At 60.7% G+C, this 19,718-nt stretch carries 24 protein-coding genes; 9 read left to right on the top strand and 15 right to left on the bottom strand.

From position 1 onward, the window contains the following. From HOC_RS18670 to HOC_RS18660, 3 genes are all read left to right on the top strand, one after another. Positions 1-498 (top strand): cytochrome P450 (locus HOC_RS18670; RefSeq protein WP_035541354.1); only part of this gene is annotated, 498 nt, incomplete at its 5' end. Positions 499-564: 66 nt separating this feature from the next. Further along, positions 565-1,236 (top strand): nitroreductase, encoded by a 672-nt coding sequence (locus HOC_RS18665; RefSeq protein WP_035541352.1) that lies wholly within the window; start codon positions 565-567, stop codon positions 1,234-1,236. A 114-nt stretch (positions 1,237-1,350) separates the two neighbouring features. Then, on the top strand, positions 1,351-1,956 hold the full coding sequence (locus HOC_RS18660; protein ID WP_035541351.1) for a DUF1287 domain-containing protein: 606 nt from the start codon (positions 1,351-1,353) through the stop codon (positions 1,954-1,956). A 1-nt stretch (position 1,957) separates the two neighbouring features. On the opposite strand, the gene scpB is transcribed toward HOC_RS18660, so the two are convergent. The 5 genes from scpB to HOC_RS18635 form a co-directional block, all read right to left on the bottom strand. Next, entirely contained in the window at positions 1,958-3,007 is a 1,050-nt protein-coding gene (gene scpB / locus HOC_RS21940; protein WP_084146456.1) for an SMC-Scp complex subunit ScpB, read from the bottom strand. Continuing rightward, positions 2,994-3,827, bottom strand: coding sequence for a segregation and condensation protein A (locus HOC_RS18650; RefSeq protein WP_035541349.1), 834 nt, complete (start codon positions 3,825-3,827; stop codon positions 2,994-2,996). The genes scpB and HOC_RS18650 overlap by 14 nt, the downstream gene beginning before the upstream one ends. Then, on the bottom strand, positions 3,824-4,861 hold the full coding sequence (gene nagZ / locus HOC_RS18645; RefSeq protein WP_241767088.1) for a beta-N-acetylhexosaminidase: 1,038 nt from the start codon (positions 4,859-4,861) through the stop codon (positions 3,824-3,826). The genes HOC_RS18650 and nagZ overlap by 4 nt, the downstream gene beginning before the upstream one ends. Beyond that, a complete protein-coding gene (locus tag HOC_RS18640; protein WP_035541346.1) occupies positions 4,861-5,712 on the bottom strand; it encodes an SPOR domain-containing protein in 852 nt (283 codons plus the stop codon). Before HOC_RS18640 ends, nagZ begins: the two co-directional genes overlap by 1 nt. Positions 5,713-5,821: 109 nt before the next feature. Then, the gene (locus tag HOC_RS18635) at positions 5,822-6,994 is read right to left on the bottom strand and encodes a deoxyguanosinetriphosphate triphosphohydrolase (protein WP_035541345.1); all 1,173 of its coding nucleotides are present in this window, start codon (positions 6,992-6,994) and stop codon (positions 5,822-5,824) included. A gap of 27 nt (positions 6,995-7,021) precedes the next feature. On the opposite strand from HOC_RS18635, the gene erpA reads away from it, so the two are divergent. Together erpA and HOC_RS18625 are read left to right on the top strand one after the other, a co-directional pair. Further along, positions 7,022-7,363 (top strand): iron-sulfur cluster insertion protein ErpA, encoded by a 342-nt coding sequence (gene erpA / locus HOC_RS18630; protein WP_035541344.1) that lies wholly within the window; start codon positions 7,022-7,024, stop codon positions 7,361-7,363. 69 nt (positions 7,364-7,432) lie between these two features. Further along, the gene (locus HOC_RS18625) at positions 7,433-8,602 is read left to right on the top strand and encodes an epoxide hydrolase family protein (RefSeq protein ID WP_035541343.1); all 1,170 of its coding nucleotides are present in this window, start codon (positions 7,433-7,435) and stop codon (positions 8,600-8,602) included. Here the strand turns inward: HOC_RS18625 and nusB are convergent. From nusB to glyA, 7 genes are read right to left on the bottom strand one after another with little or no spacing between them, the layout of a single operon-like run. After that, on the bottom strand, positions 8,599-9,078 hold the full coding sequence (gene nusB, locus HOC_RS18620; protein WP_035541342.1) for a transcription antitermination factor NusB: 480 nt from the start codon (positions 9,076-9,078) through the stop codon (positions 8,599-8,601). The genes HOC_RS18625 and nusB overlap by 4 nt on opposite strands. Further along, positions 9,075-9,503 (bottom strand): 6,7-dimethyl-8-ribityllumazine synthase, encoded by a 429-nt coding sequence (gene ribH, locus HOC_RS18615; protein ID WP_034743166.1) that lies wholly within the window; start codon positions 9,501-9,503, stop codon positions 9,075-9,077. Before ribH ends, nusB begins: the two co-directional genes overlap by 4 nt. Further along, positions 9,503-10,630, bottom strand: coding sequence for a 3,4-dihydroxy-2-butanone-4-phosphate synthase (gene ribB, locus HOC_RS18610; protein ID WP_035541340.1), 1,128 nt, complete (start codon positions 10,628-10,630; stop codon positions 9,503-9,505). The genes ribH and ribB overlap by 1 nt, the downstream gene beginning before the upstream one ends. Next, complete coding sequence (locus tag HOC_RS18605) at positions 10,623-11,255, bottom strand: riboflavin synthase (RefSeq protein WP_035541339.1); 633 nt, start codon at positions 11,253-11,255, stop codon at positions 10,623-10,625. Before HOC_RS18605 ends, ribB begins: the two co-directional genes overlap by 8 nt. Before the next feature lie 14 nt (positions 11,256-11,269). Further along, positions 11,270-11,932 (bottom strand): RibD family protein, encoded by a 663-nt coding sequence (locus HOC_RS18600; RefSeq protein ID WP_035541338.1) that lies wholly within the window; start codon positions 11,930-11,932, stop codon positions 11,270-11,272. After that, the gene (nrdR, locus tag HOC_RS18595) at positions 11,929-12,402 is read right to left on the bottom strand and encodes a transcriptional regulator NrdR (RefSeq protein ID WP_035541337.1); all 474 of its coding nucleotides are present in this window, start codon (positions 12,400-12,402) and stop codon (positions 11,929-11,931) included. Before nrdR ends, HOC_RS18600 begins: the two co-directional genes overlap by 4 nt. A 6-nt stretch (positions 12,403-12,408) precedes the next feature. Beyond that, a complete protein-coding gene (gene glyA, locus HOC_RS18590) occupies positions 12,409-13,689 on the bottom strand; it encodes a serine hydroxymethyltransferase (protein ID WP_035541355.1) in 1,281 nt (426 codons plus the stop codon). A 250-nt stretch (positions 13,690-13,939) separates the two neighbouring features. Here glyA and HOC_RS18585 point away from each other — a divergent pair, with 250 nt between their 5' ends. Next, positions 13,940-14,350: a Ros/MucR family transcriptional regulator gene (locus tag HOC_RS18585; RefSeq protein ID WP_035541336.1), complete on the top strand. Its 411-nt coding sequence runs from the start codon at positions 13,940-13,942 to the stop codon at positions 14,348-14,350. 32 nt (positions 14,351-14,382) lie between these two features. Here HOC_RS18585 and hemA read toward each other — a convergent pair whose 3' ends face one another. Continuing rightward, positions 14,383-15,600, bottom strand: coding sequence for a 5-aminolevulinate synthase (hemA, locus tag HOC_RS18580; RefSeq protein ID WP_035541335.1), 1,218 nt, complete (start codon positions 15,598-15,600; stop codon positions 14,383-14,385). 109 nt (positions 15,601-15,709) lie between these two features. Next, positions 15,710-16,486 carry a class II aldolase/adducin family protein gene (locus HOC_RS18575; RefSeq protein ID WP_035541334.1) on the bottom strand — a complete coding sequence of 259 codons (777 nt, stop codon included), beginning with the start codon at positions 16,484-16,486 and terminating at the stop codon, positions 15,710-15,712. Positions 16,487-16,652: 166 nt separating this feature from the next. Here HOC_RS18575 and HOC_RS18570 point away from each other — a divergent pair, with 166 nt between their 5' ends. Next, positions 16,653-17,420, top strand: coding sequence for an NAD kinase (locus HOC_RS18570; protein WP_035541333.1), 768 nt, complete (start codon positions 16,653-16,655; stop codon positions 17,418-17,420). A 77-nt stretch (positions 17,421-17,497) separates the two neighbouring features. Beyond that, positions 17,498-18,085: an Hpt domain-containing protein gene (locus tag HOC_RS18565; protein WP_035541332.1), complete on the top strand. Its 588-nt coding sequence runs from the start codon at positions 17,498-17,500 to the stop codon at positions 18,083-18,085. Here HOC_RS18565 and HOC_RS18560 read toward each other — a convergent pair whose 3' ends face one another. Then, positions 18,086-18,889 (bottom strand): NUDIX hydrolase, encoded by an 804-nt coding sequence (locus HOC_RS18560; RefSeq protein ID WP_035541330.1) that lies wholly within the window; start codon positions 18,887-18,889, stop codon positions 18,086-18,088. A 113-nt stretch (positions 18,890-19,002) separates the two neighbouring features. Between HOC_RS18560 and HOC_RS18555 the strand changes: the two genes are divergently transcribed. Continuing rightward, positions 19,003-19,686, top strand: coding sequence for an EAL domain-containing protein (locus tag HOC_RS18555; RefSeq protein WP_084146454.1), 684 nt, complete (start codon positions 19,003-19,005; stop codon positions 19,684-19,686). Positions 19,687-19,718 lie beyond the last annotated feature (32 nt).

The raw sequence follows: 19,718 nt of genomic DNA, 5'->3' as shown, positions 1-19,718 counted from the left end.
ATCGTCGGCGGCAATGACACGACCCGCAACTCGATGACGGGTTCGGTCTACGCCCTGAACAAGTTCCCGTCCGAATATGAGAAACTGAAAGCTGATCATTCGCTGATCCCGAACATGGTGTCGGAAACGATCCGCTGGCAGACGCCGCTGGCCTTCATGCGCCGCACAGCGCTGGAAGACGTCGAGATGGGCGGCAAGACGATCCACAAGGGCGACCAGGTCGCCATGTGGTATGTCTCCGGCAACCGCGATGAGCGCTTCTGGGATCGTCCCAACGACTACATTATCGACCGCGAGAATGCCCGCCGCCACATTTCCTTCGGATTCGGCATTCACCGCTGCGTCGGCAACCGCCTTGCGGAGCTGCAACTGCAGATCCTGTGGCAGGAGATCATGGAGCGCTTCAGCCATATTGAAGTGCTGGACGAGCCATCGCTTACCTCCGGCGCCTTCGTGAAAGGCTACACTTGGATGCCTGTGATCTGCCATCCGAAATAAGCGTGTTGGCTGACGCCGCGCAAAGCCTGATAAACCTCCCATCAGATCCTGATGGGAGGTTTTTTCATGGATGTTTCCACCGCTGTCGCCCAGCGCATTTCAACGCGCGCCTTCAAACCTGACGCGCTTTCCGAAGCCGATGTTCGTGACTGGCTGACCGCAGCGCAGCGGGCGCCTTCGGGGGGGAATGTGCAGCCGTGGCGGGTGATTGTGGTTTCGGGGGAGGCGAAGGATGCGGTGATCGCCAAGGCGGCTGATGTGCTGAAGGACAGCCCTGCTGGCCAGCCGACGGACCGGGCGATCTATCCAAAGGACCTGTGGGAGCCGCATGAGGCGCGCCGGAGGCGTGTGGGAGAGATGATGTACGAGGCGCTGGAAATCCCGCGCAGCGACCGGCCGGCGAAGCTTGCCTGGTTTGCCAACAATTACCGCTTCTTCGGCGCGCCTGCTGCAGTGTTCATTGTGATTGATGAGCGTATGGGCCACGGCCAGTGGGGCCATACCGGCATGTACATGCAAACTTTGGCCCTGCTCGCAGAGGAGCGCGGATGGGGGACATGCATGCAGGAATGCTGGGGCATTTTGCGGCCGATGCTGAAGGAGCATTTCGGGCTGGGCGAGACGGAAATGGTCTGGTGCGCGATGGCTGTTGGCGTTCCGGATCCAGATCACAAGGTCAATGCGCTGCGTGCGGAGCGGGCTGATCTGGACGAGATTGCGGAGCTGAAGGGCTTTTAAGAGTCCGTTCCCGGGCCTTCCGGTGGACTTCCGAGTCCATTCCCGGACCCTTCCGTGACCATTCCCGGCCCATTTGCAACCTAATCCTGCCGCAAGGCGGTGCTTTCTAGGGCCATGATCACGCGTCGTGCCGCCTTGTCCGGCCTTGTGGCCCTCCCCCTCCTCCCGAGCGTCACGGGTGAGCGACTGGTGCCCTGGGAGACGCGGCTTATCCTCGCCGCGCGCCAGCAGATCGGAATCACGGTGAGCTATGACCCGGCCTATGTCAGCCTCGACTATCCGAATGGCGATGTGCCGCGTGAGCGGGGTGTGTGTACGGATGTCGTGATCAGGGCGTATCGGGACGCGTTCGACCTCGACCTGCAATCAGCCGTTCATGAGGACATGAAAGCAGCGTTCAGCGCCTATCCAAAGACTTGGGGCCTGACGCGGACGGACAGGAATATCGACCATCGCCGGGTGCCGAACCTCGAGACCTATTTCCGTCGGCATGGAGAAGCCTTGCCCACTCCCGCCTCACTGACGGATTGGCAGCCGGGCGACCTCTATACAATGCGCCTCAATGGCAGCCTGCCGCATATCGGAATCGTGTCCGACCGGGTGACGGCCATGGGACATCATTACGTGCTTCATAATATCGGCGCAGGGACTGCGGAGGATGACATCCTCGGACTGTTCGATGAGGAAAGACGGTTCAGATTAGAGCCGCCGGTCGTGTGACCTATTCCTCATCATCCCAGTCGCTCATCGGGCGTTGCGGCTCACGCGGATTGGAAGCGAGCTGGATGACGGCGGCCTTGACCGCTGCGCGGTCGAAATCCTCGTCTTCCTCAGGCGTCGTGGGGCGCGGCTTCAGATAAGTAAAAACGCTGACCGAACTGTCTTCAGACTCGTCGTCTTCTGCCTCGCCAGCAATTGCGCCTTCAGTCAGTTCCAATTCGGCATCATCCGGTTCGGCCTCATCAGACGCGCTCGCTTCAGTGTCATCTGCAGGCGCGTCCGCGTCCTCAATGTCCATGTAGTCGGTGACGAAGGCGTCGACGGTTTCGGCGTCGTGGCGATCGTCGATCAGGACGTCTTCCTCGTTGAGCGCCTCCTCGTCCGGCATCTGGAAGCCGGATGGGATGACATCGGAGAGCAGGCCTTCAGCTTCGAGGTCTGCCTTGCCGGGCAAGGTGTCGAGGCTTTCGAGACCGAAATGTTCAAGGAAGGCATCGGTAGTGCCATAGGTCATGGGCTGGCCGGGTGTCTTGCGGCGACCTTTGATCTTCACCCAACCGGCTTCCATGAGGGAGTCGATGGTTGTCTTGGCGACGGCGACGCCGCGGACGGCCTCGATCTCGGCGCGGGTGACGGGCTGACCATAGGCGATGATCGCGAGTGTTTCGAGCGCAGCCTGACCCAGCTTCTTCTGGACCTGACGTTCCTCGACAAAGAGATAGGCCAAGTCCTGCGCCGTCTGGAAACGCCATTTGCCAGCGACTTCGACGAGGTTCACGCCGCGATTGGCATACATTGCGCGCAGCGACATAAGCACTTCAGCGGACTCGACACCGTGCGGCAGGATTTCGGCGATCTGGTCAGCCGACAGGGGCTCACCCGCGGCGAACAGGATGGCCTCTGCGCGGCGGATTCCTTCCGACAAGGCCTCTTGCATTCCGCCTTCCAGCGCCGCTTCGGAGCGCTTGTAGGCGAAGGACAGCTGGGCCATGGGATCCCGCGTCTCTTCCTGTGAATCATCCATCATTTCAAACTTCTCAAGCGGTTGCATCCCTGCCCTCCCCGGGGTTGGTTGCTGCATTACGCAGGTATAGTGGCGCAAAGTGGGCGTCCTGGCGCACATCGACTTCGCCGTCACGGGCGAGTTCAAGAGCCGCCGAAAAGACGCTGGCGGTGACGGACCTTGGCGGCAGGTCCGGATCGACATCCGTCATCGTTGTCCGGATCTCGTCGAGTGTTGACCACTGGGTGAGCTGGCTACGTAGTGCGCGCAGTGTGGTGCGCGCCAGTTCCAGCGGCAAGACGAATTGCTGCTCAATCTTGTGAGGCGCTTCCTTTTCCTTACGCTCACGAATGGCGCCAAAGGCCTGGGTCAGCTCAAAGAGCGAGGCCTTGAACTCGGTATGCTTGACGACGACAGGCTGTTCAGGCCGTCCGCGCAGGAAGATGACATTGTTGAGGATCGGGCCGGCCTCAAGCTCTTCAACGGCGGTGCGCATGGCATCGAGACGCTTCAGGCGGAAAGCCAGCCGCTCAGCCATTTCCTCGCCGCTTGGCTCGTCCTCATCCAGCTTTTCGGGCTTGGGCAGGAGGAGACGTGACTTCATGTACGCGAGCCATGAGGCCATCAGCAGATAGTCTGCCGCAAGATCCATGCGTTTGGACTTCGCGTCCTCGATGAAGCCGAGATACTGGACGGCGAGGTCGAGGATGGACAGGTGGAGCAGGTCTACCTTTTGGCGGCGGGCCAGCTCTAGCAGGAGGTGGAGCGGGCCTTCATAGCCATCGACATCGACGCGGAAGATATCCCCCGCTTCGGCGTCCTGCGCGTCTGCCGACAGCGCATCAATGGAGATGGCGTCCACGCTCATGCCATCGCCCTGAAATCGGGAAAGAGTTGGTGGAAACGGGCCCAGCCGGCCTCAGCGTCAAAGGGTTGCTCATTCGTCGCCATGGCCTCGGCACGGTCAGCGCGCTGGAGCGCCTTGCCGGCGAGAAGTGGCGAGGCTTCGGCCACTTCGGTCATCTCGGCGAGGATCGCTTCGTCGTCTTTCAGGAAGCCGGAACAGTGCAGCAGCATGTCACAGCCGGCGGCAATTGCCCCGTCCGCACGCGTCGTCAGGCTGCCGCCCAGCGCCCTCATCCCCAGATCATCACTCATCAGCAGGCCATCAAACCCGATTCGCTCGCGAATGATGCCTTGAATAAGCTTTTGCGACAGGGTGGCGGCCACACCGGGATCGATCGCGTCATAGGCAATATGGGCCGTCATCGCCATCGGCGCGTCGGCGAGCCGTGCGAAGGCGTCGAAATCCTTGGCCAATTCCTGCTCACTGGCCATAACGCGGGGCAGTTCCAGATGGCTGTCCGACATGGAGCGACCATGCCCCGGAATGTGCTTTACGACGCCCGCAACACCGCCATCGGCAAGGCCCTTGAGCGCTGCGCGGGCAAGGTCTGCGACCTGCTCCGGCTCGGTGCCAAAGGCCCGGTCGCCGATCACGTCATGCGCGCCTGGCACTGGCAGGTCGACGACGGGTGCGCAGTCGGCATGGATGGACATGGAGGCCAATTCGGCGGCGATGAGGCGGTGCCCCAGCCATGCGGCCTCGCGGCCGCGCTCGGGGTCTGCCTTGTAGAGGAGCGCATAGTCTTCACCGCGCGGGAAAAGCGGCCATTCCGGCGCCTTGAGGCGGGCGACGCGGCCGCCTTCCTGATCGATGAAGATGAGTGTCTCGCGGCCAGTGGCATTCCAGATATCGCTGACCAGCGCGCGGATCTGCGTTTTCGATACGCAGGAGCGGCCCATCAGGATGACGCCCCACGGATTTTGTGTGGCGAAGAGGGTCTTTTCCCCCGAAGTCAGCTGCGCGCCGGAGATGCTGAGGATGCAAGCCTTATTCACTATCCAGTCACCACAATGCAGTTTTCGCCAGAAGCCTTGAGCGCATCGCAGAAGGCCGAAGCTTCCGATCTTTCGGCAAAGGTGCCTACGCGCAAGCGGTAAAACACACCCTTGGCGCCAAGATCAGCCCGCTGGATGTGCTTCGAAGCGCCCTGATAGATGTCGGGCCTGCTGCTGGATGCCTTACGCCATGCAGTTTCAGCCGCCTCTTCGGAGCGGAAAGCGGCGACCTGAACCATGAAAGCGCCATTGGCGGCGAATTCGAACTCGGACATGGCCTGTTGCCGGGGCATGGGCTGGGCCGCCATCGGCATCGGAACCGGGTTTACGGCAGCGACTTCAAGGTCTTCATCCGATTCGGCCGGGCGGGAATCAAGGTCGGCCAGCGCCTTCACCTGGTCTGCAACGGCGTTCGGCATGCCGTTTTCGGGGTCTGTCTCGTCGGCGCCGGCTGATTCGATTCCCGGCCGGAGCTCTATGGGCGGGCCACCTTGCAGGAACTCTGTGCTGCGCTCTTCATCCGCCAGTTCGGCATCCTGCGCGGCGGGGCGGTCGGAGGCGTCCATCTGGTCGTAGAAGCGCTTGTCGGTGTCGGGCACGGCGATGCCGCCGCGATCCTCAGGGGTGCGCTTGTAGGGCTGGGAATCGGCGATAACACTGGGGATCCCGGCGCCATTGGCGCGGACGCCCTGGCGATACGTGTTCCAGACGACGGCACCGAAAACGAGCAGGACGCCGATGGCCAGCGCCAGTATGAGCGGCCCACGGGCGGTCTCATCATCGCGGATTTCGAATCCCCGGTAGTCATCCTCGAAAGGCGAATAATCGCCCCCGTTGCGTGATCTGCCCATGGAATACTTCCTTCAGAACAAGTTGCTGAGGTTAATATTAGGGGCTGTTTCGTTAATGACGCTTGAACATTGCCGGGATTTGCCCGGGCGGACTGTATTCAATCGCCCATCAGCGCATGCCGCTGGGATCAAACAGGCGGCGGTGCTCTTCCATGGCGAACGTGTCGGTCATGCCGGCGATATAGTCGCAAACGATGCGAGCGCGGCGGCCTTCGGTGACCTGCGCTGCGTCGTGGCGCCAGGGCGGCGGCAGGGTTTCGGGCTCGGCGAGGAAGATGTCGAACAGGTCTGCCAGCAGGCGCTTGGCCTGGCTGCGCATGCGGTTGACCTTGTAGTGCTTGTACATGCGTTCGTAGAGGAAGGCCCGGAGGGGACGCTGGCGCTCGGCCAGCGCATCCGAGAAGGCGACGAGCGGCACGTCCATGGCGCGCACGGCGGCGGCGCTCTGGGGCTGATGCAGGGCGATGCGGCGGCGGGTTTCGTCGGTGACGTCGTTGATCCAGATGCCGATGAGGCGCCGGACGGCTTCGTAGGTGACCATACGGTCGCTGAGATGGGGATATTCCACGCGGACACCGCGGAAGGCGTCGCCGACAACGGGGATGTCTCTCAGGTCGTCAATGGTGAAGAGGCCCGAGGCGATGCCGTCGTCGATGTCGTGATTGTTGTAGGCGATATCGTCGGACAGGGCGGCGACCTGGGCTTCCGGGCCGGCGAACTGGTCGGGCTCGAGGTCGGCTAGCTGGTGGAAGTTGCGGAAGGCCGCGGGTAGGCTGCTGATCGGCGTATCGGGGCCTGTGACGGGGCCGTTGTGCTTCACGAGGCCTTCCAGCATTTCCCAGCTGAGGTTCAGGCCGTCGAAATTGGGGTAGCGCACTTCCAGCTTGGTGACGATTCGCAGGGTCTGGGCGTTGTGGTCGAAGCCCTCATACTCCTTCATGCATTCGTCGAGCTGGTCTTCCCCGGCGTGGCCGAAGGGCGGATGGCCGAGATCATGGGCGAGCGCGAGGGCTTCGGCGAGGTCTTCATCAAGGCCAAGCGTGCGGGCGATACTGCGGGCGATCTGGGCGACTTCGAGGGAATGCGTGAGGCGGGTGCGGTAATGATCGCCCTCATGGGCCACGAAAACCTGCGTTTTCTGCTTCAGGCGGCGGAAAGCGGTGGAGTGGACGATCCGGTCGCGGTCACGCTGGAACGGCGTGCGGGTCGCAGACGGGGCCTCCTCATGATAGCGCCCGCGGCTGTCTTCGTGACGCGTCGCAAACACTGCTCTCTTTTCCATTGGCCAATTCGTCCCTATCTTGTGTGCATGAGCACCGTAACAGCCCCTGATGTGACCCTGTCCGCCTCCGCTGCCAAGCGGATTAATGCGATTCTGGCCAAACAGGACGGCGCAGCCTTCCTGCGCGTGTCCGTTGAAGGCGGCGGATGTTCGGGCTTTTCCTACAAGTTCGACTTTGCCGATGCGGCCAATGCCGACGATATGGTCGTCGAGCGGGATGGCGCGCAGGTGCTGATCGACGAAATGAGCCTCGAATTCCTGCACGGCGCCGAGATCGACTTTTCGACCGAACTGATCGGCGCGGCCTTCAAGATCAAGAATCCGAACGCCACGGCGGCCTGTGGTTGCGGGACGAGTTTCTCGGTCTGACCTGACCCTGCGTCCGGCTCGCGCGGACATGTCATTGCGCGTATGCTTTCCTCTCAGGAGGACGACAGCATGCCCAGACCAAAGCCATTCCGGATTGATGTGCCCGACAAGAAGATCGAGGCGATCATGGAGCGGGTCAAGAATTACCCCTGGTTCCCCGCCCCTGCGAACGAGCAGGGCTTTGCCTATGGCATGTCGACCCCCGTGATGAAGGACCTGCAGCGCTACTGGCTGGCCGGTTATGACTGGCGCGAGGCCGAGGCCGACCTTAATCGCTATCAAAGCTACAAAGCCGATGTCGACGGACTCGAGATACACTTCGTGCATGTGATCGGCGAAGCGGGCGGCAGCCGGCCGCTGCTGCTGACGCATGGCTGGCCGGGCTCGTTTTTCGAGTTCTGGGAAGCGATCGGTCCCCTCGCCTATCCATCCAAGCATGGCGGCAAGGCCGAAGACGCGTTCGACATCATTATTCCGTCCCTGCCCGGCTACGGATTTTCCGAGAAACCCAAATCACCGCTTGGACAGCGCGCGACCGCGAAGCTGTGGAACACGCTGATGCAGGACGTGCTCGGCTACGAGACCTATCTGGCGCAGGGCGGCGACTGGGGTGGCCTCGTCACGTCATGGCTCGGCTATAATCATGGCACGCATGACAAGAAGGGCGGCTGCAAGGCCATCCACCTGAACATGATGGGTTTCCGGCCAAACCCGGCCACGCCGCAATCACAGGAAGAGACCGACTGGCTGAACGCGTCGCAGGCCGCCATGCAGCGCGAGGGAGCCTATTTGATGGAACAGGCGACCAAGCCGCAGACGCTGGCCATGGCGCTGATGGATTCGCCCATGGGGACGGCCGCGTGGATTTTGGAGAAGTTTCACGGCTGGTCAGACCTGAAGGATGGCGACCTGTTCAGTGTCTACTCCAAGGACCAGTTGCTGACGAACGTGATGATCTACCTCGTGAACGACGCCATTGCGACGAGCGTCTGGTATTATAACGCCCTCTTCCAGGAAGGCGGCGTTGGCCTGCCCGATAGCAAGCGCTGTGAGACGCCGACCGGCTTTGCAAACTTCCCGGGCGAGACAATCTACGCGGCACCGCCGCGCAGCTGGGCAGAGCGGGCCTACAATATCACGCACTGGAACGAGTTGAGCCATGGCGGGCATTTTGCGGCCATGGAAGCGCCAGAGCTGTTCGTTGAGGAAATTCGGACGTGGGCGCGGAGTGCGGACTAGGCGGCTGTACCTGCCCGGAGATCCTGCCCGACATTCTGAAGCACGGCGTTGACGAACTTCGCTTCGGTCTCGTCGAAGAAGTCATAGGCCAGCGAAACATACTCATCGAGGATGACCGCGCTGGACAATTCCTGATGCGCGATGAACTCAGCGGCGCCTGCGCGCAGGATGGCGCGCGTCGTCGAGTCGAGACGTGTCAGTTTCCAGCCGTCCGCAAGGCGGGCGAGAATGGCCGTATCGATGGCGACCTGATGGGCGACCACCGCGTTCAGGATGGACTTGAACAGGTCGGGGTCTGCTTCCTCGATGGGGCGCTCGTCCGGGCCGATGCCGAGACGGTCTTCCATGAAGGCGCGGATGGTCGCTTTGGCGGATTTCTCCGTCTGCTCCATTTCATAGAGCGCCTGAACAGCCGCCAGCCGGGCGCCAGCACGGCGCGCTCGGATGACTTCAAAAGGGACTTTTTGATCGCTCAACGAATGAGTTCCTTGCGGAACTTGATCATTGAGAGGCACGCCTCAGCGGCGTCCTTCCCCTTGTTCTTCTGCTTGCGGTCAGCGCGGACCCAGGCCTGATCGCCATTCTCGACGGTCAGAATGCCGTAGCCGATGGCCTGACGGCGCTGGACGATGAGGTCCATGAGGCCACGGGCGCTTTCGCCGCAAACGTAATCATAGTGCGAGGTCTCGCCGCGAATGACGCAGCCGAGCGCAACGGCGCCATCGAAGCGGCCGCTGTCGGCTGCCATGGCGATAAGGCCCGGCAGTTCGAAAGCACCGGGCACTTCCATGACGGTGACTTTTGCACCGGCAGCTTCAAGCACTTCCATCGCGCCAAGCTCCAGCTCGTCGCTGATGTGTTTGTAGTAGCGTGAAATGGCAATAAGGACGCGGTCTGCCATTATTTTGTCTCCTCGTTCAAGCGGCGCCAGCCCTCTATGGTCAAGCCGTATCCGTCAAGCCCTGCAACGCGGGTTGGCTGCGTATCGGACAGGAAAGTCATGCGACGAACGCCCAATTCCCGTAGAATTTGGGCCCCAACGCCATATTCCCGCAAGGGTGCGGAAGGATCGCGCGGCGTGCTGCTCTTAAGACCAAGACGCTCTGCAATCACGTTGGGATGCATGGAATTGACGAAAACGACGACGCCCGGCTCTTCAGCCTCGGCAATGATGCGCATGGCTTTTCCGACAAGGCCCTGACGCGGGCCGGTTTCGCCGAGAATGTCGGCCAGTACGTCGGTGCGGTGAACGCGGACGATCGTATTAGAGTCCGGCTTGATGTCGCCATGGACAATGGCGATGTGTTCCGAATTGTCGAGCGTGTTGCGGAAGCAGACCGTCTTGAAGCCGTCTCCATAGGTGGAGTTCAGCACGGCTTCGACGCGGCGCTCAAGGAAACGATCATTCTGGCGGCGCCAGGCGATGAGATCGGCAATCGTACCGATCTTGAGATTGTGGAGCTGGGCGAAGGCAACCAGGTCTGGCAGGCGCGCCATCGAGCCGTCTTCGTTCATGATCTCGCAGATCACGCCAGCAGGATAGAGACCGGCCATGCGCGAAATGTCGACTGCGGCCTCTGTATGCCCTGCGCGGACCAGTGTGCCGCCGTCCTTGGCGACCAGCGGGAAAACGTGGCCGGGCGAGACAATATCGTCGTCATCTGTCGTCGGATCGATAGCAACGGCGATCGTGCGGGCACGGTCATGTGCGGAAATGCCGGTGGTTACGCCTTCCCTGGCCTCGATGGACACCGTGAAGGCGGTCTGCATGCTTTCCCGGTTGTTGCGGGTCATCATGTCGAGGCGCAGCGTGTGGGCGCGCTCCTGCGTCATGGCGAGGCAGATCAGGCCGCGGCCATGGCGGGCCATGAAGTTGACCTGTTCGGGTGTCGCAAAGGTTGCGGGGATGATCAGATCACCCTCGTTCTCGCGATCCTCGGCATCGACCAGGATATACATGCGCCCGTTGCGAGCGTCCTCAATGATCTCGTCAATCGAGGAAATGGCGTCGTGGAAACTTTCAGACATGAGTAGAGGGTCCTTCCGGCGCATCGGCGCCAATCATGCGCGCCACGTAGCGCGCGAGCATGTCGATCTCAAGGTTCACATGTGCGCCGGGCGTGAGGTCCGACAGGGTCGTCACCTCCCATGTGTGCGGAATGATCGCGATCTGGAAGTCGCCATTCGGCAAGGCCGCAGCGACGGTGAGGGAAACGCCATTGATGGCGGCCGAACCCTTGGTGGCAAAATAGCGGGCAATTTCGGCAGGCGGACGGATCGTCAGGCGCCAGCTCTGGCCTTCGGGTTCGATGGAGACGACCTCGCCGACGCCGTCGACATGGCCGAACACGAAATGGCCGCCCAGCTCGTCGCCGAGCTTGAGGCTCTGCTCGAGATTGACGCGGGAGCCGGCTTTCCACTCGCCGAGAACGGTCTTGGAGAGGGTTTCAGGCACGGCCTCGACGGCGAACCAGGCGCCGCGCTCGGCCTGTCCCATGTCCACAACCGTGAGGCAAACGCCGGAATGCATGACGGATGCGCCCATGGCGATGTCTTCGAGCGGGTAGCCGCTTTCGACCTCAAACCGGATGAGACCGTTGCGCGGCTCGGCCTTGCGGACCGTTCCGACGTCAGTGACGAGACCTGTAAACATGGCGGCTTGGATCCTTAGGGGGACTTATGCTGAATTCGAACATAAGTATCGAGAACGTCATCTCCAATCCGTTCCGTCGCGACAGGACGCCATCGTGACGCAGAGGCGAGGTCATCGAGGCCGAGACTTCCCAATGCTGGCAGGCCATCCCCGCCGATCAGGATGGGCGCACGAAACCATGCAATTTCGTCGACGAGACCCGCACGTATGAAGGAAGCCGCGAGTGTGCCGCCGCCCTCGAGCAGGATGGATGTGATGCCCTCCCCCTCAGCGCGGCGCACGAGCGATGTGACGTCAACGCGGGTGCCGTTGCCGCAGCGCCAGATGTCCACCCCGCTGGCGGCGAGGATGTCCTGAGGCTGGCCCGCTGTTGCAACGACAACAGGGCCGCTGGAAATGGACTGGACGAGGCGGGAGTGTTTCGGCGTGCGCCCGCTGGAGTCGGCCACGATGCGGACGGGCTGTTTCTTCGGCATGGGCACGGTGCGAGCCGTCAGCATCGGGTCGTCAGCGAGGACTGTGCCGATGCCGACGAGGACGGCGTCATGCTCGGCGCGCAGCTGGTGGGCCCTGGCGCGGGAGTCGCTGGACGTGATCCACTGGCTGGTGCCGTCGGCAAGCGCGATGCGGGCGTCAAGGGACGTCGCGATCTTGAGGGTGACCCTCACGCCGCTCATGACTCGTCGATATCTTCTTCTTCGAGCGCCGTTTTCTCGATGAACTGGGCGAAATCGCTTGGATCCTTGAAGTCGCGATACACGCTGGCGTAGCGGACATAGCCCACGGGGTCGACGCGCTTCAGGGATTCCATGACCAGCTCGCCGAGCTGCGAGGATGGCACTTCGGATTCACCGCCGCTTTCGAGCTTGCGGACAATGCCGGAGACCATCTGGTCGATCCGGTCCCTGTCGACGGGGCGTTTGCGTACGGCGACCGATATGGACCGCGATAGCTTGTCCCGCTCGAACAGGGAGCGCTTGCCGTCGCGCTTGACGACGACGATCTCGCGCAGCTGGACGCGCTCGAATGTCGTGAAACGGGCGCCGCAGCTTTCGCAAACGCGGCGACGGCGCACGGCGGTGTCGTCTTCAGCCGAGCGGCTGTCCTTTACGGCTGTATTCTCGGAACCACAGAAAGGACAGCGCAAGGCGGATCAGGCTCCCAAACCGTTATAGATCGGGAACTGCGCTGTCAGTGCTTTGACTTCGGCGCGGACCTTGTCCTCGGTTGCGGAACTGTCGCCAGCTGCAACGGCATCAACAACTTCACCGATCCAGTTGCCGATCTGGGTGAACTCTTCTTCGCCGAAGCCGCGCGTTGTGCCCGCTGGCGAGCCGACACGGATACCGCTGGTAACGGTTGGCTTGGCAGGGTCGAATGGCACGCCGTTCTTGTTGCAGGTGATGTAGGAGCGCTCGAGTGCCTGTTCGGCGTCACGCCCAGTCACGTTTTTCGGACGCAGGTCGATCAGGGCAAGGTGCGTATCGGTGCCGCCGGAGACAACATCGAGGCCGCTGGCCTTGCAAGCCGCTGCCATGGCACGGGCGTTTGCCACGACCTGTTTGGCGTAAGCCTTGAACTCTGGCGTCAGCGCCTCACCGAAGGCAACGGCCTTGGCCGCGATGACATGCATCAGCGGACCGCCCTGAATGCCCGGGAAGATCGCGGAATTGATCTTCTTGGCGAGCGCTTCGTCATTGGTAAGGATCATGCCGCCGCGCGGGCCGCGGAGCGTCTTGTGCGTGGTCGTCGTCGCAATGTGGGCGTGGTCGAGCGGGTTCGGATGGACGCCGCCGGCCACGAGGCCTGCGAAGTGGGCCATGTCGACCAGGAACAATGCGCCGACTTCATCGGCAATCTCGCGGAAACGCTTGAAATCGATCTCGCGGGGATAGGCGGAACCGCCAGCGATGATCATTTGCGGACGGTGAGCTTTGGCGAGGCGTTCGACTTCGACGAAATCGATGCGGTCGTCTTCACGGCGCACACCATATTGAACGGCGTTGAACCATTTGCCCGACTGGTTCGGCTTGGCGCCATGCGTGAGGTGACCACCGGCATCGAGGCTCATGCCAAGAATAGTGTCGCCCGGTTTGAGCACAGCGTTGAAGACACCCTGGTTTGCCTGGCTGCCCGAGTTTGGCTGGACGTTGGCAAATTCACATCCGAACAGCGCCTTGGCACGATTGATTGCAAGGTTCTCGGCAACGTCGACGAATTCGCAACCGCCATAATAGCGCTTGCCCGGATAGCCTTCGGCATACTTGTTTGTGAGAATCGAGCCCTGGGCTTCAAGCACTGCTTTTGAAACAATATTTTCAGAAGCAATCAACTCGATCTGATGTTGCTGGCGCGACCGCTCGTCGGCTATCGCTGCAAACAATTCAGGATCCGCTTCCGGGAGCGATGTACTAAAGAATCCGCTCGTCACCATCTGGGCCGGAGCCGCCGTATCCGCCATGAGAATCTCCTGTTTCAGGGGTCAGCACGTCTTTACGCCGCCTGTCTCTTAGCTGCAACCGTGGCAAACTGCTGCAAACAAGCCAGTTTCACATTCTGGTTGCTGTAGCGACTAGACGAATATTGTGCCCGTTTACTTTAATTTATCTGGCATTACAGCTTGCTTAGAAGGATGGTCTTAGTAACTAGGAGCAAATTTTTACCAGATGAGGCAAGGCACCAGTATGAACACCATTGATGATACGGATGTGCTGGATATGACGGCAAGCATTGTTACGTCATTTGTTGCCAACAATTCTGTTGCGGCGGCTGAGCTCCCGGCGCTTATCAAGACCGTTCATGGCACCATTCTTGACCTGACCACCGGCGGCGCCCAAGCGGCAGATGTGCTGGAACCTGCTGTATCCATTGCGAAATCTGTAACTCCGGAATACCTTGTTTGCCTGGAAGACGGTCGCAAACTCAAAATGCTAAAGCGGTATCTGCGGTCACGCTATGACATGACACCTGAGGAGTACCGGGCACGCTGGAACCTGCCAGCAGACTATCCGATGGTCGCGTCGAACTATGCGAAGCTTCGTTCACAGCACGCCAAAGACATCGGCCTCGGCAAGAAGAGGTCGGCCGATACTTAAATTATACAATATACTCTAAGTAAAAACCGACGCTACGCCGCTTTGTCGAGGCCCAGTTGCTTCCATACGGCGAGAATTGCCGCAACCAGTTCATCCATCATCGCACCATCATGCACGGGGCTTGGCGTGAAGCGGAGGCGCTCGGTGCCACGCGGGACGGTCGGATAGTTGATGGGCTGCACATAGATCCCGAAGTCGAAGAGCAATGTGTCTGACAGCGCCTTGCAACGCTCAGGGTCTCCGACCATCAGGGGCACGATGTGAGATGGCGAATCCATCACTGGAAGGCCTGCGTCCGCAAATTTCTTCTTCAGAAGCGCTGCATTCTCCTGATGGAGGCTACGCAGCCGACGTCCCTCGTCCGTCCGCAGCTTGGACACGCTGGCAAGCGCGCCCGCAGCCATGACCGGACAGGTCGACGTCGTGAAGATAAAGCCGGACGCCATTGAGCGGATGGAATCGATCACTGTCTCATGGCCGGCAATATAGCCACCCATGACACCATAGCCCTTAGCAAGCGTGCCTTCGATAATGTCGATCCGGTCAGCCAGGTTGAGCATCTCGGCTACCCCCGCCCCGTTCTCGCCGTAGAGCCCCATAGCATGGACTTCGTCGAGATAGGTCAGCGCGTTGAATTCGTCGGCCAGGTCGCAAATCTCTTGCATGCGACCGAAATCGCCGTCCATCGAGTAGACGCTCTCAAATGCGATCAGTTTCGGACGCTCGGGATCATCGAGTTCGAGCAAGGCACGCAGGTGGTCGACATCATTGTGACGGAAGATACGCCGGTCAGCGCCGGACCGGCGAATACCCTCGATCATGGACGCATGATTGAGCGAGTCCGAGTAGATGATCAGTTTTGGCAGGATCTTGCCCAGTGTCGAAAGCGTCGCCTCATTGGACACGTAGCCCGAGGTGAACAGCAGGGCCGCGTCCTTCTGATGAAGGTCAGCCAGCTCACGTTCCAGATCGACGTGGTAGCGAGTCGTGCCCGAAATATTGCGCGTACCACCTGAACCGGCACCGAAGCTGTCGATTGCCGTGTGCATGGCACTGATGACGTCTTCGTCCTGGCCCATGCCCAGATAGTCATTCGAGCACCAGATGGTCACTTCACGCTCGCCATCCTCAAAGCGCGCAATGGCCTTCGGAAACTTGCCGCGCTGCCGCTGCAAGTCGATGAAAACGCGATAGCGGCCTTCACCATGAATTTCGCCGAGGGCGTCTTCGAATGCTTTGAGGTGTTTCATGGCAATAGGTCGCCTTTGGACAAGAACTGGCGTTTAGATAATCCGGCAACCGCCGTTTGATAATCCTCAACTACGACAAACGCTGTATTTGTCGCATACGGGAAATCCCCTAGGAATCATATCCGGGCGACTGGCGATCCAGTTTGCGCAGCAGAGCAGGCCATGCGAGCCGGTTGGCGAGCACCTTTGTGCCCTCCGGATTGCTCTGCCCCTTCACCACGTTCTGCACGTCTTCAGACGCCATGATGACGCCATCACGGCCAGCCGAAAGCGCGCGAACCTGCATCGTGCAGGCACGCTCAAGGAAGAACATGCGCAGGAATGTTTCGGCGGCTGTACCGCCAACGGCCATCGTGCCGTGATTGTACAGAAGCATCGTGTTCTTGGTGCCAAGATCAGCGACGAGTCGTTCGCGCTCGCCAAGGTCCAGCGCGACGCCTTCATAGTCGTGATAGGCAAGATCGTGGCGCACCAGCATGGACGTCTGGCTGAGCGGCATCAGGCCGTCCTTCTGACATGAGACGGCAACGCCATCATCGGTGTGGAGGTGCATGACAACATGGGCATCGTCACGTGCGGCATGGACTGCCGAGTGGATCGTGAAGCCCGCCGGATTGATGAAATACTCGGTTTCCTGAATGACGTTGCCGTCGAGGTCGATCTTCACAAGCGATGAGGCGGTGATTTCTTCGAACAGCATGCCATAGGGATTGATCAGGAAGTGGTGATCCGGGCCGGGCACGCGGTGGGAAATGTGGGTGAAGATCATGTCGTCCCAGCCATGCAGAGCCACGAGACGGTACATGGCTGCGAGATCAACCCGCGCTTTCCACTCCTCTGCGCTCACAGAACCGCGTAGATTGATACTTTGGGCGCCATCGGCCATATCGCATTCCTCCATATTTTCGTGCGAAACTACCGGAAAATCCCGGCTTACGCCAGTTAAACCTGACACAGGCGTCACCTGAATGCGCCTAAAGCCCCGGTCTATCAGGCATGCATTTCGTCGAAATCCTTGACGATTCCACCAACGCCGCCGACATGTGACCGGCATGAACCAGCTACGCCTCTCATTTTTCGCCTCCAAGCGCCCCGAAGCACAGGACGCGCTTCCCGAACTCGTCCGGCGCTACGGTCAGGTTCCCGAAGCAGAAGCAGACGTCATCGTTGCCGTCGGCGGTGATGGCGCGATGCTCGATACGCTGCGTCGGCGTTTCCAGGACAACAAGCCGGTCTATGGCATGCATCGGGGCACGGTAGGCTTCCTGATGAACGACTACAGCCTCGACGGTCTGGTCGACCGTATCAACGCGGCTGAGCGGGCGAGCCTCGTGCCCCTGCGCATGATTGCGACGGACATTCATGGCGAAGAGCATAGCGCCCTTGCCATCAATGAAGTGTCGCTGTTGCGGCAGACAGCCCAGTCGGCGCGGCTGAAAATCACGGTTGATGATCGCATGCGCATGGAAGAACTGACATGCGATGGCGTGATGGTGGCGACACCGGCGGGCTCTACGGCCTACAATCTGTCTGCCCATGGTCCGATCCTGCCCATTGGCGCGAACCTTCTCGCGCTGACCCCGGTGAGCGCTTTCCGTCCACGCCGGTGGAAGGGTGCTCTTCTGCGCCATGATGCGACGGTGACGATCGATGTGATCGCTCCGGATCGACGGCCTGTTGCGGCGGCTGCCGACAATCAGGAAGTGCGTGACATCAAGCATGTCCTCGTGCGGGAAAGCCGGGAAACGCGCCTCACCATGCTGTTTGATCCCGGCCACGCGCTGGATGAGCGCATACTGCGTGAGCAATTTGCCTTCTGAGACAGACACCCCTGTTTGTCAGCGGTTTTTTAAGAGTTGGCGCCTAGCATCGCTTCAAAGATCGGGACGATGCGACAATGAAAAAGCTGATTGGCAAATGGCTTAACGCGAAGAGCGGCAAGGCCGACGAAACCAAGCAGATTGCGACGCCGGACATTTCGCGCGTTATAAAGATGCCGCCCGCGCCGCCTGTTACTGCAGCTGAAATACCTGCGCCTGCCCACGCGCCGGAGCCACAACACGAGCCTGAAACGGCCGATCCTGACGACCTTGCAGATCGCGCTGAAGCCGCTGTGGACGCGATGGCATCCCAGTTCGATGCCTGGATGGAAGCAGACCTCGATCGACTCACGGATGCCTGGCGGCAGGCAAAGCAGCCCGGCGCTACGCCTGAAGCCTACCGCACCGTCTTCATGTGCGCCCACAACATCCGGGGCGCTGCCGGATCATACGGCTACCCGGCCATCTCCCGGCTGTGCGGATCGCTTTGCAACCTGTTGGGTGAGACACATCCGGGCGAAAATGCTGCGCTGATAAACCTGCACATCGAAGCCTGCCGGGCAGCCTTTATCGGCGCGGGCAAAGGCGACACATCGCAGTCCATGGCAGATGCCGTATGCGATGCCCTGGAACAGAGCGTGGCCGCCAAGGCCGGTCACAAATAGTCAGACATTCACGCGCGACAAAAGCTCGATCGTCTGCCCGTAGCCAGCCTCTTCCGGAATGAACAGGCAGGGCTGGCCTGATTCATCCTTGCCCGCCTTCGGCAAGACGGACACGACTTCTTCAGAGCCAAAGCGCGATGCCGCATCTGCGACAGACGTTGCCCGGGCCAGCTTCACAAGGTTCATCCGTGTGGGGAAAATTATGGTCGCCTGCTCCGCCAGCTCCATGTCCAGCGCTTCCTGCGCGCCCAGCCAGACAGCATCGGTGGTCTCGCGACCATCATGCGCAGCGATCTGATCTGCTGGCGCAGGCGCGATGTAGAAATGGGTGTCGAAGCGCTTGGGCATCATGTCCGGCGTGATCCAGTGGCCAAAGTGGATGAGGCTGTCCAGCGCCAGCACGAGATCATTGTCGCGCATCAATTCGAGAAAGCTCTCTTCACGCCGGTCAACCGGTCCGCGATGCGGCGCAAGGCGCTCAGACACGGCCGGACCGACGAGAGTCGCCCCCGGCCCTCGCTGGCTTGAATGACGCGCAAGCAGGAGACCGGATTCCTCGAAGGCCTCACGGACAGCTGCGATCCGCGCGTCCTGCTGGACGGGCCCGAAGTCACCATCCGTGAAAGCGTCCCAGGCAGGGTCGGAATCCTCTTCGTTCGCCTTGCCACCCGGAAAGACAAGTGCGCCGGCCGCAAAATCTATCTGGTAATGGCGCTTCACCATCAGGACCTGAGGCACCTCTTCACCATCGCGAATGATCAGGACGGTAGCCGAAAGGCGGGGTTCTGCTGGGGTCTGGGACATTGAGGTAACCTCGATTGGTCAAATTTCCGGAAAATGCGGACGATTATCTGCGCGTGATGTTCAACTCTCGCCCTTAGGGAAGGCAAGAGACAAGATCAGGAAAGGAAACAGGCATGCGCGCCATTCAATCCCCGCTGGACCGCCAAAGCCGCCTTTCCCCTCCCCCCACATTACGATTTCATTCCGTTGTGCACCTGCTGAGCGGCGACCCGCTGGGACAGGTTTGTGAAACGCCGATGGCATTCGAAGAACGCGTGGCGTTTGGCCCGCGCACCATGCCGAACGAAGTGGCCAACCCGGCAAAGTGGCTGTCTGAACAGCTGATTCGCATCGCTACCGCCACACACGGACAGCCAGATGCGCTGCGCCCTATCCTGGTGCCTGCGCCGCTTGCGTCGCTTGCCCACGCGAATACAGCCGTTGCCTGTGGCGCCGCCATTAGGCAAACATCCCTCTGCCCGCAGGAAATCTGCCTTGAGTTTGCTGATGCAGCGTTTGCCGGCGGCGTCGCTGATTATGTCAGTCGCGTCAGCCTGCTCCGCCGTCATGGATTCCGGGTCGCGATCGACATGCGCAAGTCATGGCAAACGCCGCTCAATGATTCGCTGCGGCTTCTTGTCGATACGATCCGCGTAGATGCGCGCACGCTGGACGCCAATCCTGACCTGCTCGATATCATCGAGGTAGCGGATGCCTCGGGCGTGCTTATCGTTGCCGAGAATGCCCACTGGCGTGACGGTGAATACCTGGCGAACCTCGGCATTCACGCGGCGACACACCCGAAGGCCGACGCCTAGGTGTGATCTTTCAATAGGTTGTCCATTCGGGC

It is taken from the genome of Hyphomonas oceanitis SCH89 (assembly GCF_000685295.1).
In the GTDB taxonomy this organism is placed as follows: domain Bacteria; phylum Pseudomonadota; class Alphaproteobacteria; order Caulobacterales; family Hyphomonadaceae; genus Hyphomonas; species Hyphomonas oceanitis.
Note: the sequence above shows the minus strand (reverse complement) of the source record. Positions and strands in the feature narration are given on the sequence as shown.

Bases quoted from the DNA above. Each gene is read 5' to 3' on its own strand.
- HOC_RS18555 (WP_084146454.1), top strand. From the start codon at position 19,003: ATGCGCGCCATTCAATCCCCGCTGGACCGCCAAAGCCGCCTTTCCCCT.
- HOC_RS18570 (WP_035541333.1), top strand. From the start codon at position 16,653: ATGAACCAGCTACGCCTCTCATTTTTCGCCTCCAAGCGCCCCGAAGCA.
- HOC_RS18665 (WP_035541352.1), top strand. From the start codon at position 565: ATGGATGTTTCCACCGCTGTCGCCCAGCGCATTTCAACGCGCGCCTTC.
- HOC_RS18585 (WP_035541336.1), top strand. From the start codon at position 13,940: ATGAACACCATTGATGATACGGATGTGCTGGATATGACGGCAAGCATT.
- HOC_RS18640 (WP_035541346.1), bottom strand. From the start codon at position 5,712: ATGGGCAGATCACGCAACGGGGGCGATTATTCGCCTTTCGAGGATGAC.
- ribH (WP_034743166.1), bottom strand. From the start codon at position 9,503: ATGGCAGACCGCGTCCTTATTGCCATTTCACGCTACTACAAACACATC.
- HOC_RS18635 (WP_035541345.1), bottom strand. From the start codon at position 6,994: ATGGAAAAGAGAGCAGTGTTTGCGACGCGTCACGAAGACAGCCGCGGG.
- HOC_RS18560 (WP_035541330.1), bottom strand. From the start codon at position 18,889: ATGTCCCAGACCCCAGCAGAACCCCGCCTTTCGGCTACCGTCCTGATC.
- ribB (WP_035541340.1), bottom strand. From the start codon at position 10,630: ATGTCTGAAAGTTTCCACGACGCCATTTCCTCGATTGACGAGATCATT.
- erpA (WP_035541344.1), top strand. From the start codon at position 7,022: ATGAGCACCGTAACAGCCCCTGATGTGACCCTGTCCGCCTCCGCTGCC.
- HOC_RS18600 (WP_035541338.1), bottom strand. From the start codon at position 11,932: ATGAGCGGCGTGAGGGTCACCCTCAAGATCGCGACGTCCCTTGACGCC.
- scpB (WP_084146456.1), bottom strand. From the start codon at position 3,007: ATGCAACCGCTTGAGAAGTTTGAAATGATGGATGATTCACAGGAAGAG.
- HOC_RS18565 (WP_035541332.1), top strand. From the start codon at position 17,498: ATGAAAAAGCTGATTGGCAAATGGCTTAACGCGAAGAGCGGCAAGGCC.
- HOC_RS18625 (WP_035541343.1), top strand. From the start codon at position 7,433: ATGCCCAGACCAAAGCCATTCCGGATTGATGTGCCCGACAAGAAGATC.
- glyA (WP_035541355.1), bottom strand. From the start codon at position 13,689: ATGGTGACGAGCGGATTCTTTAGTACATCGCTCCCGGAAGCGGATCCT.
- HOC_RS18605 (WP_035541339.1), bottom strand. From the start codon at position 11,255: ATGTTTACAGGTCTCGTCACTGACGTCGGAACGGTCCGCAAGGCCGAG.
- hemA (WP_035541335.1), bottom strand. From the start codon at position 15,600: ATGAAACACCTCAAAGCATTCGAAGACGCCCTCGGCGAAATTCATGGT.
- HOC_RS18575 (WP_035541334.1), bottom strand. From the start codon at position 16,486: ATGGCCGATGGCGCCCAAAGTATCAATCTACGCGGTTCTGTGAGCGCA.
- HOC_RS18660 (WP_035541351.1), top strand. From the start codon at position 1,351: ATGATCACGCGTCGTGCCGCCTTGTCCGGCCTTGTGGCCCTCCCCCTC.
- HOC_RS18650 (WP_035541349.1), bottom strand. From the start codon at position 3,827: ATGAGCGTGGACGCCATCTCCATTGATGCGCTGTCGGCAGACGCGCAG.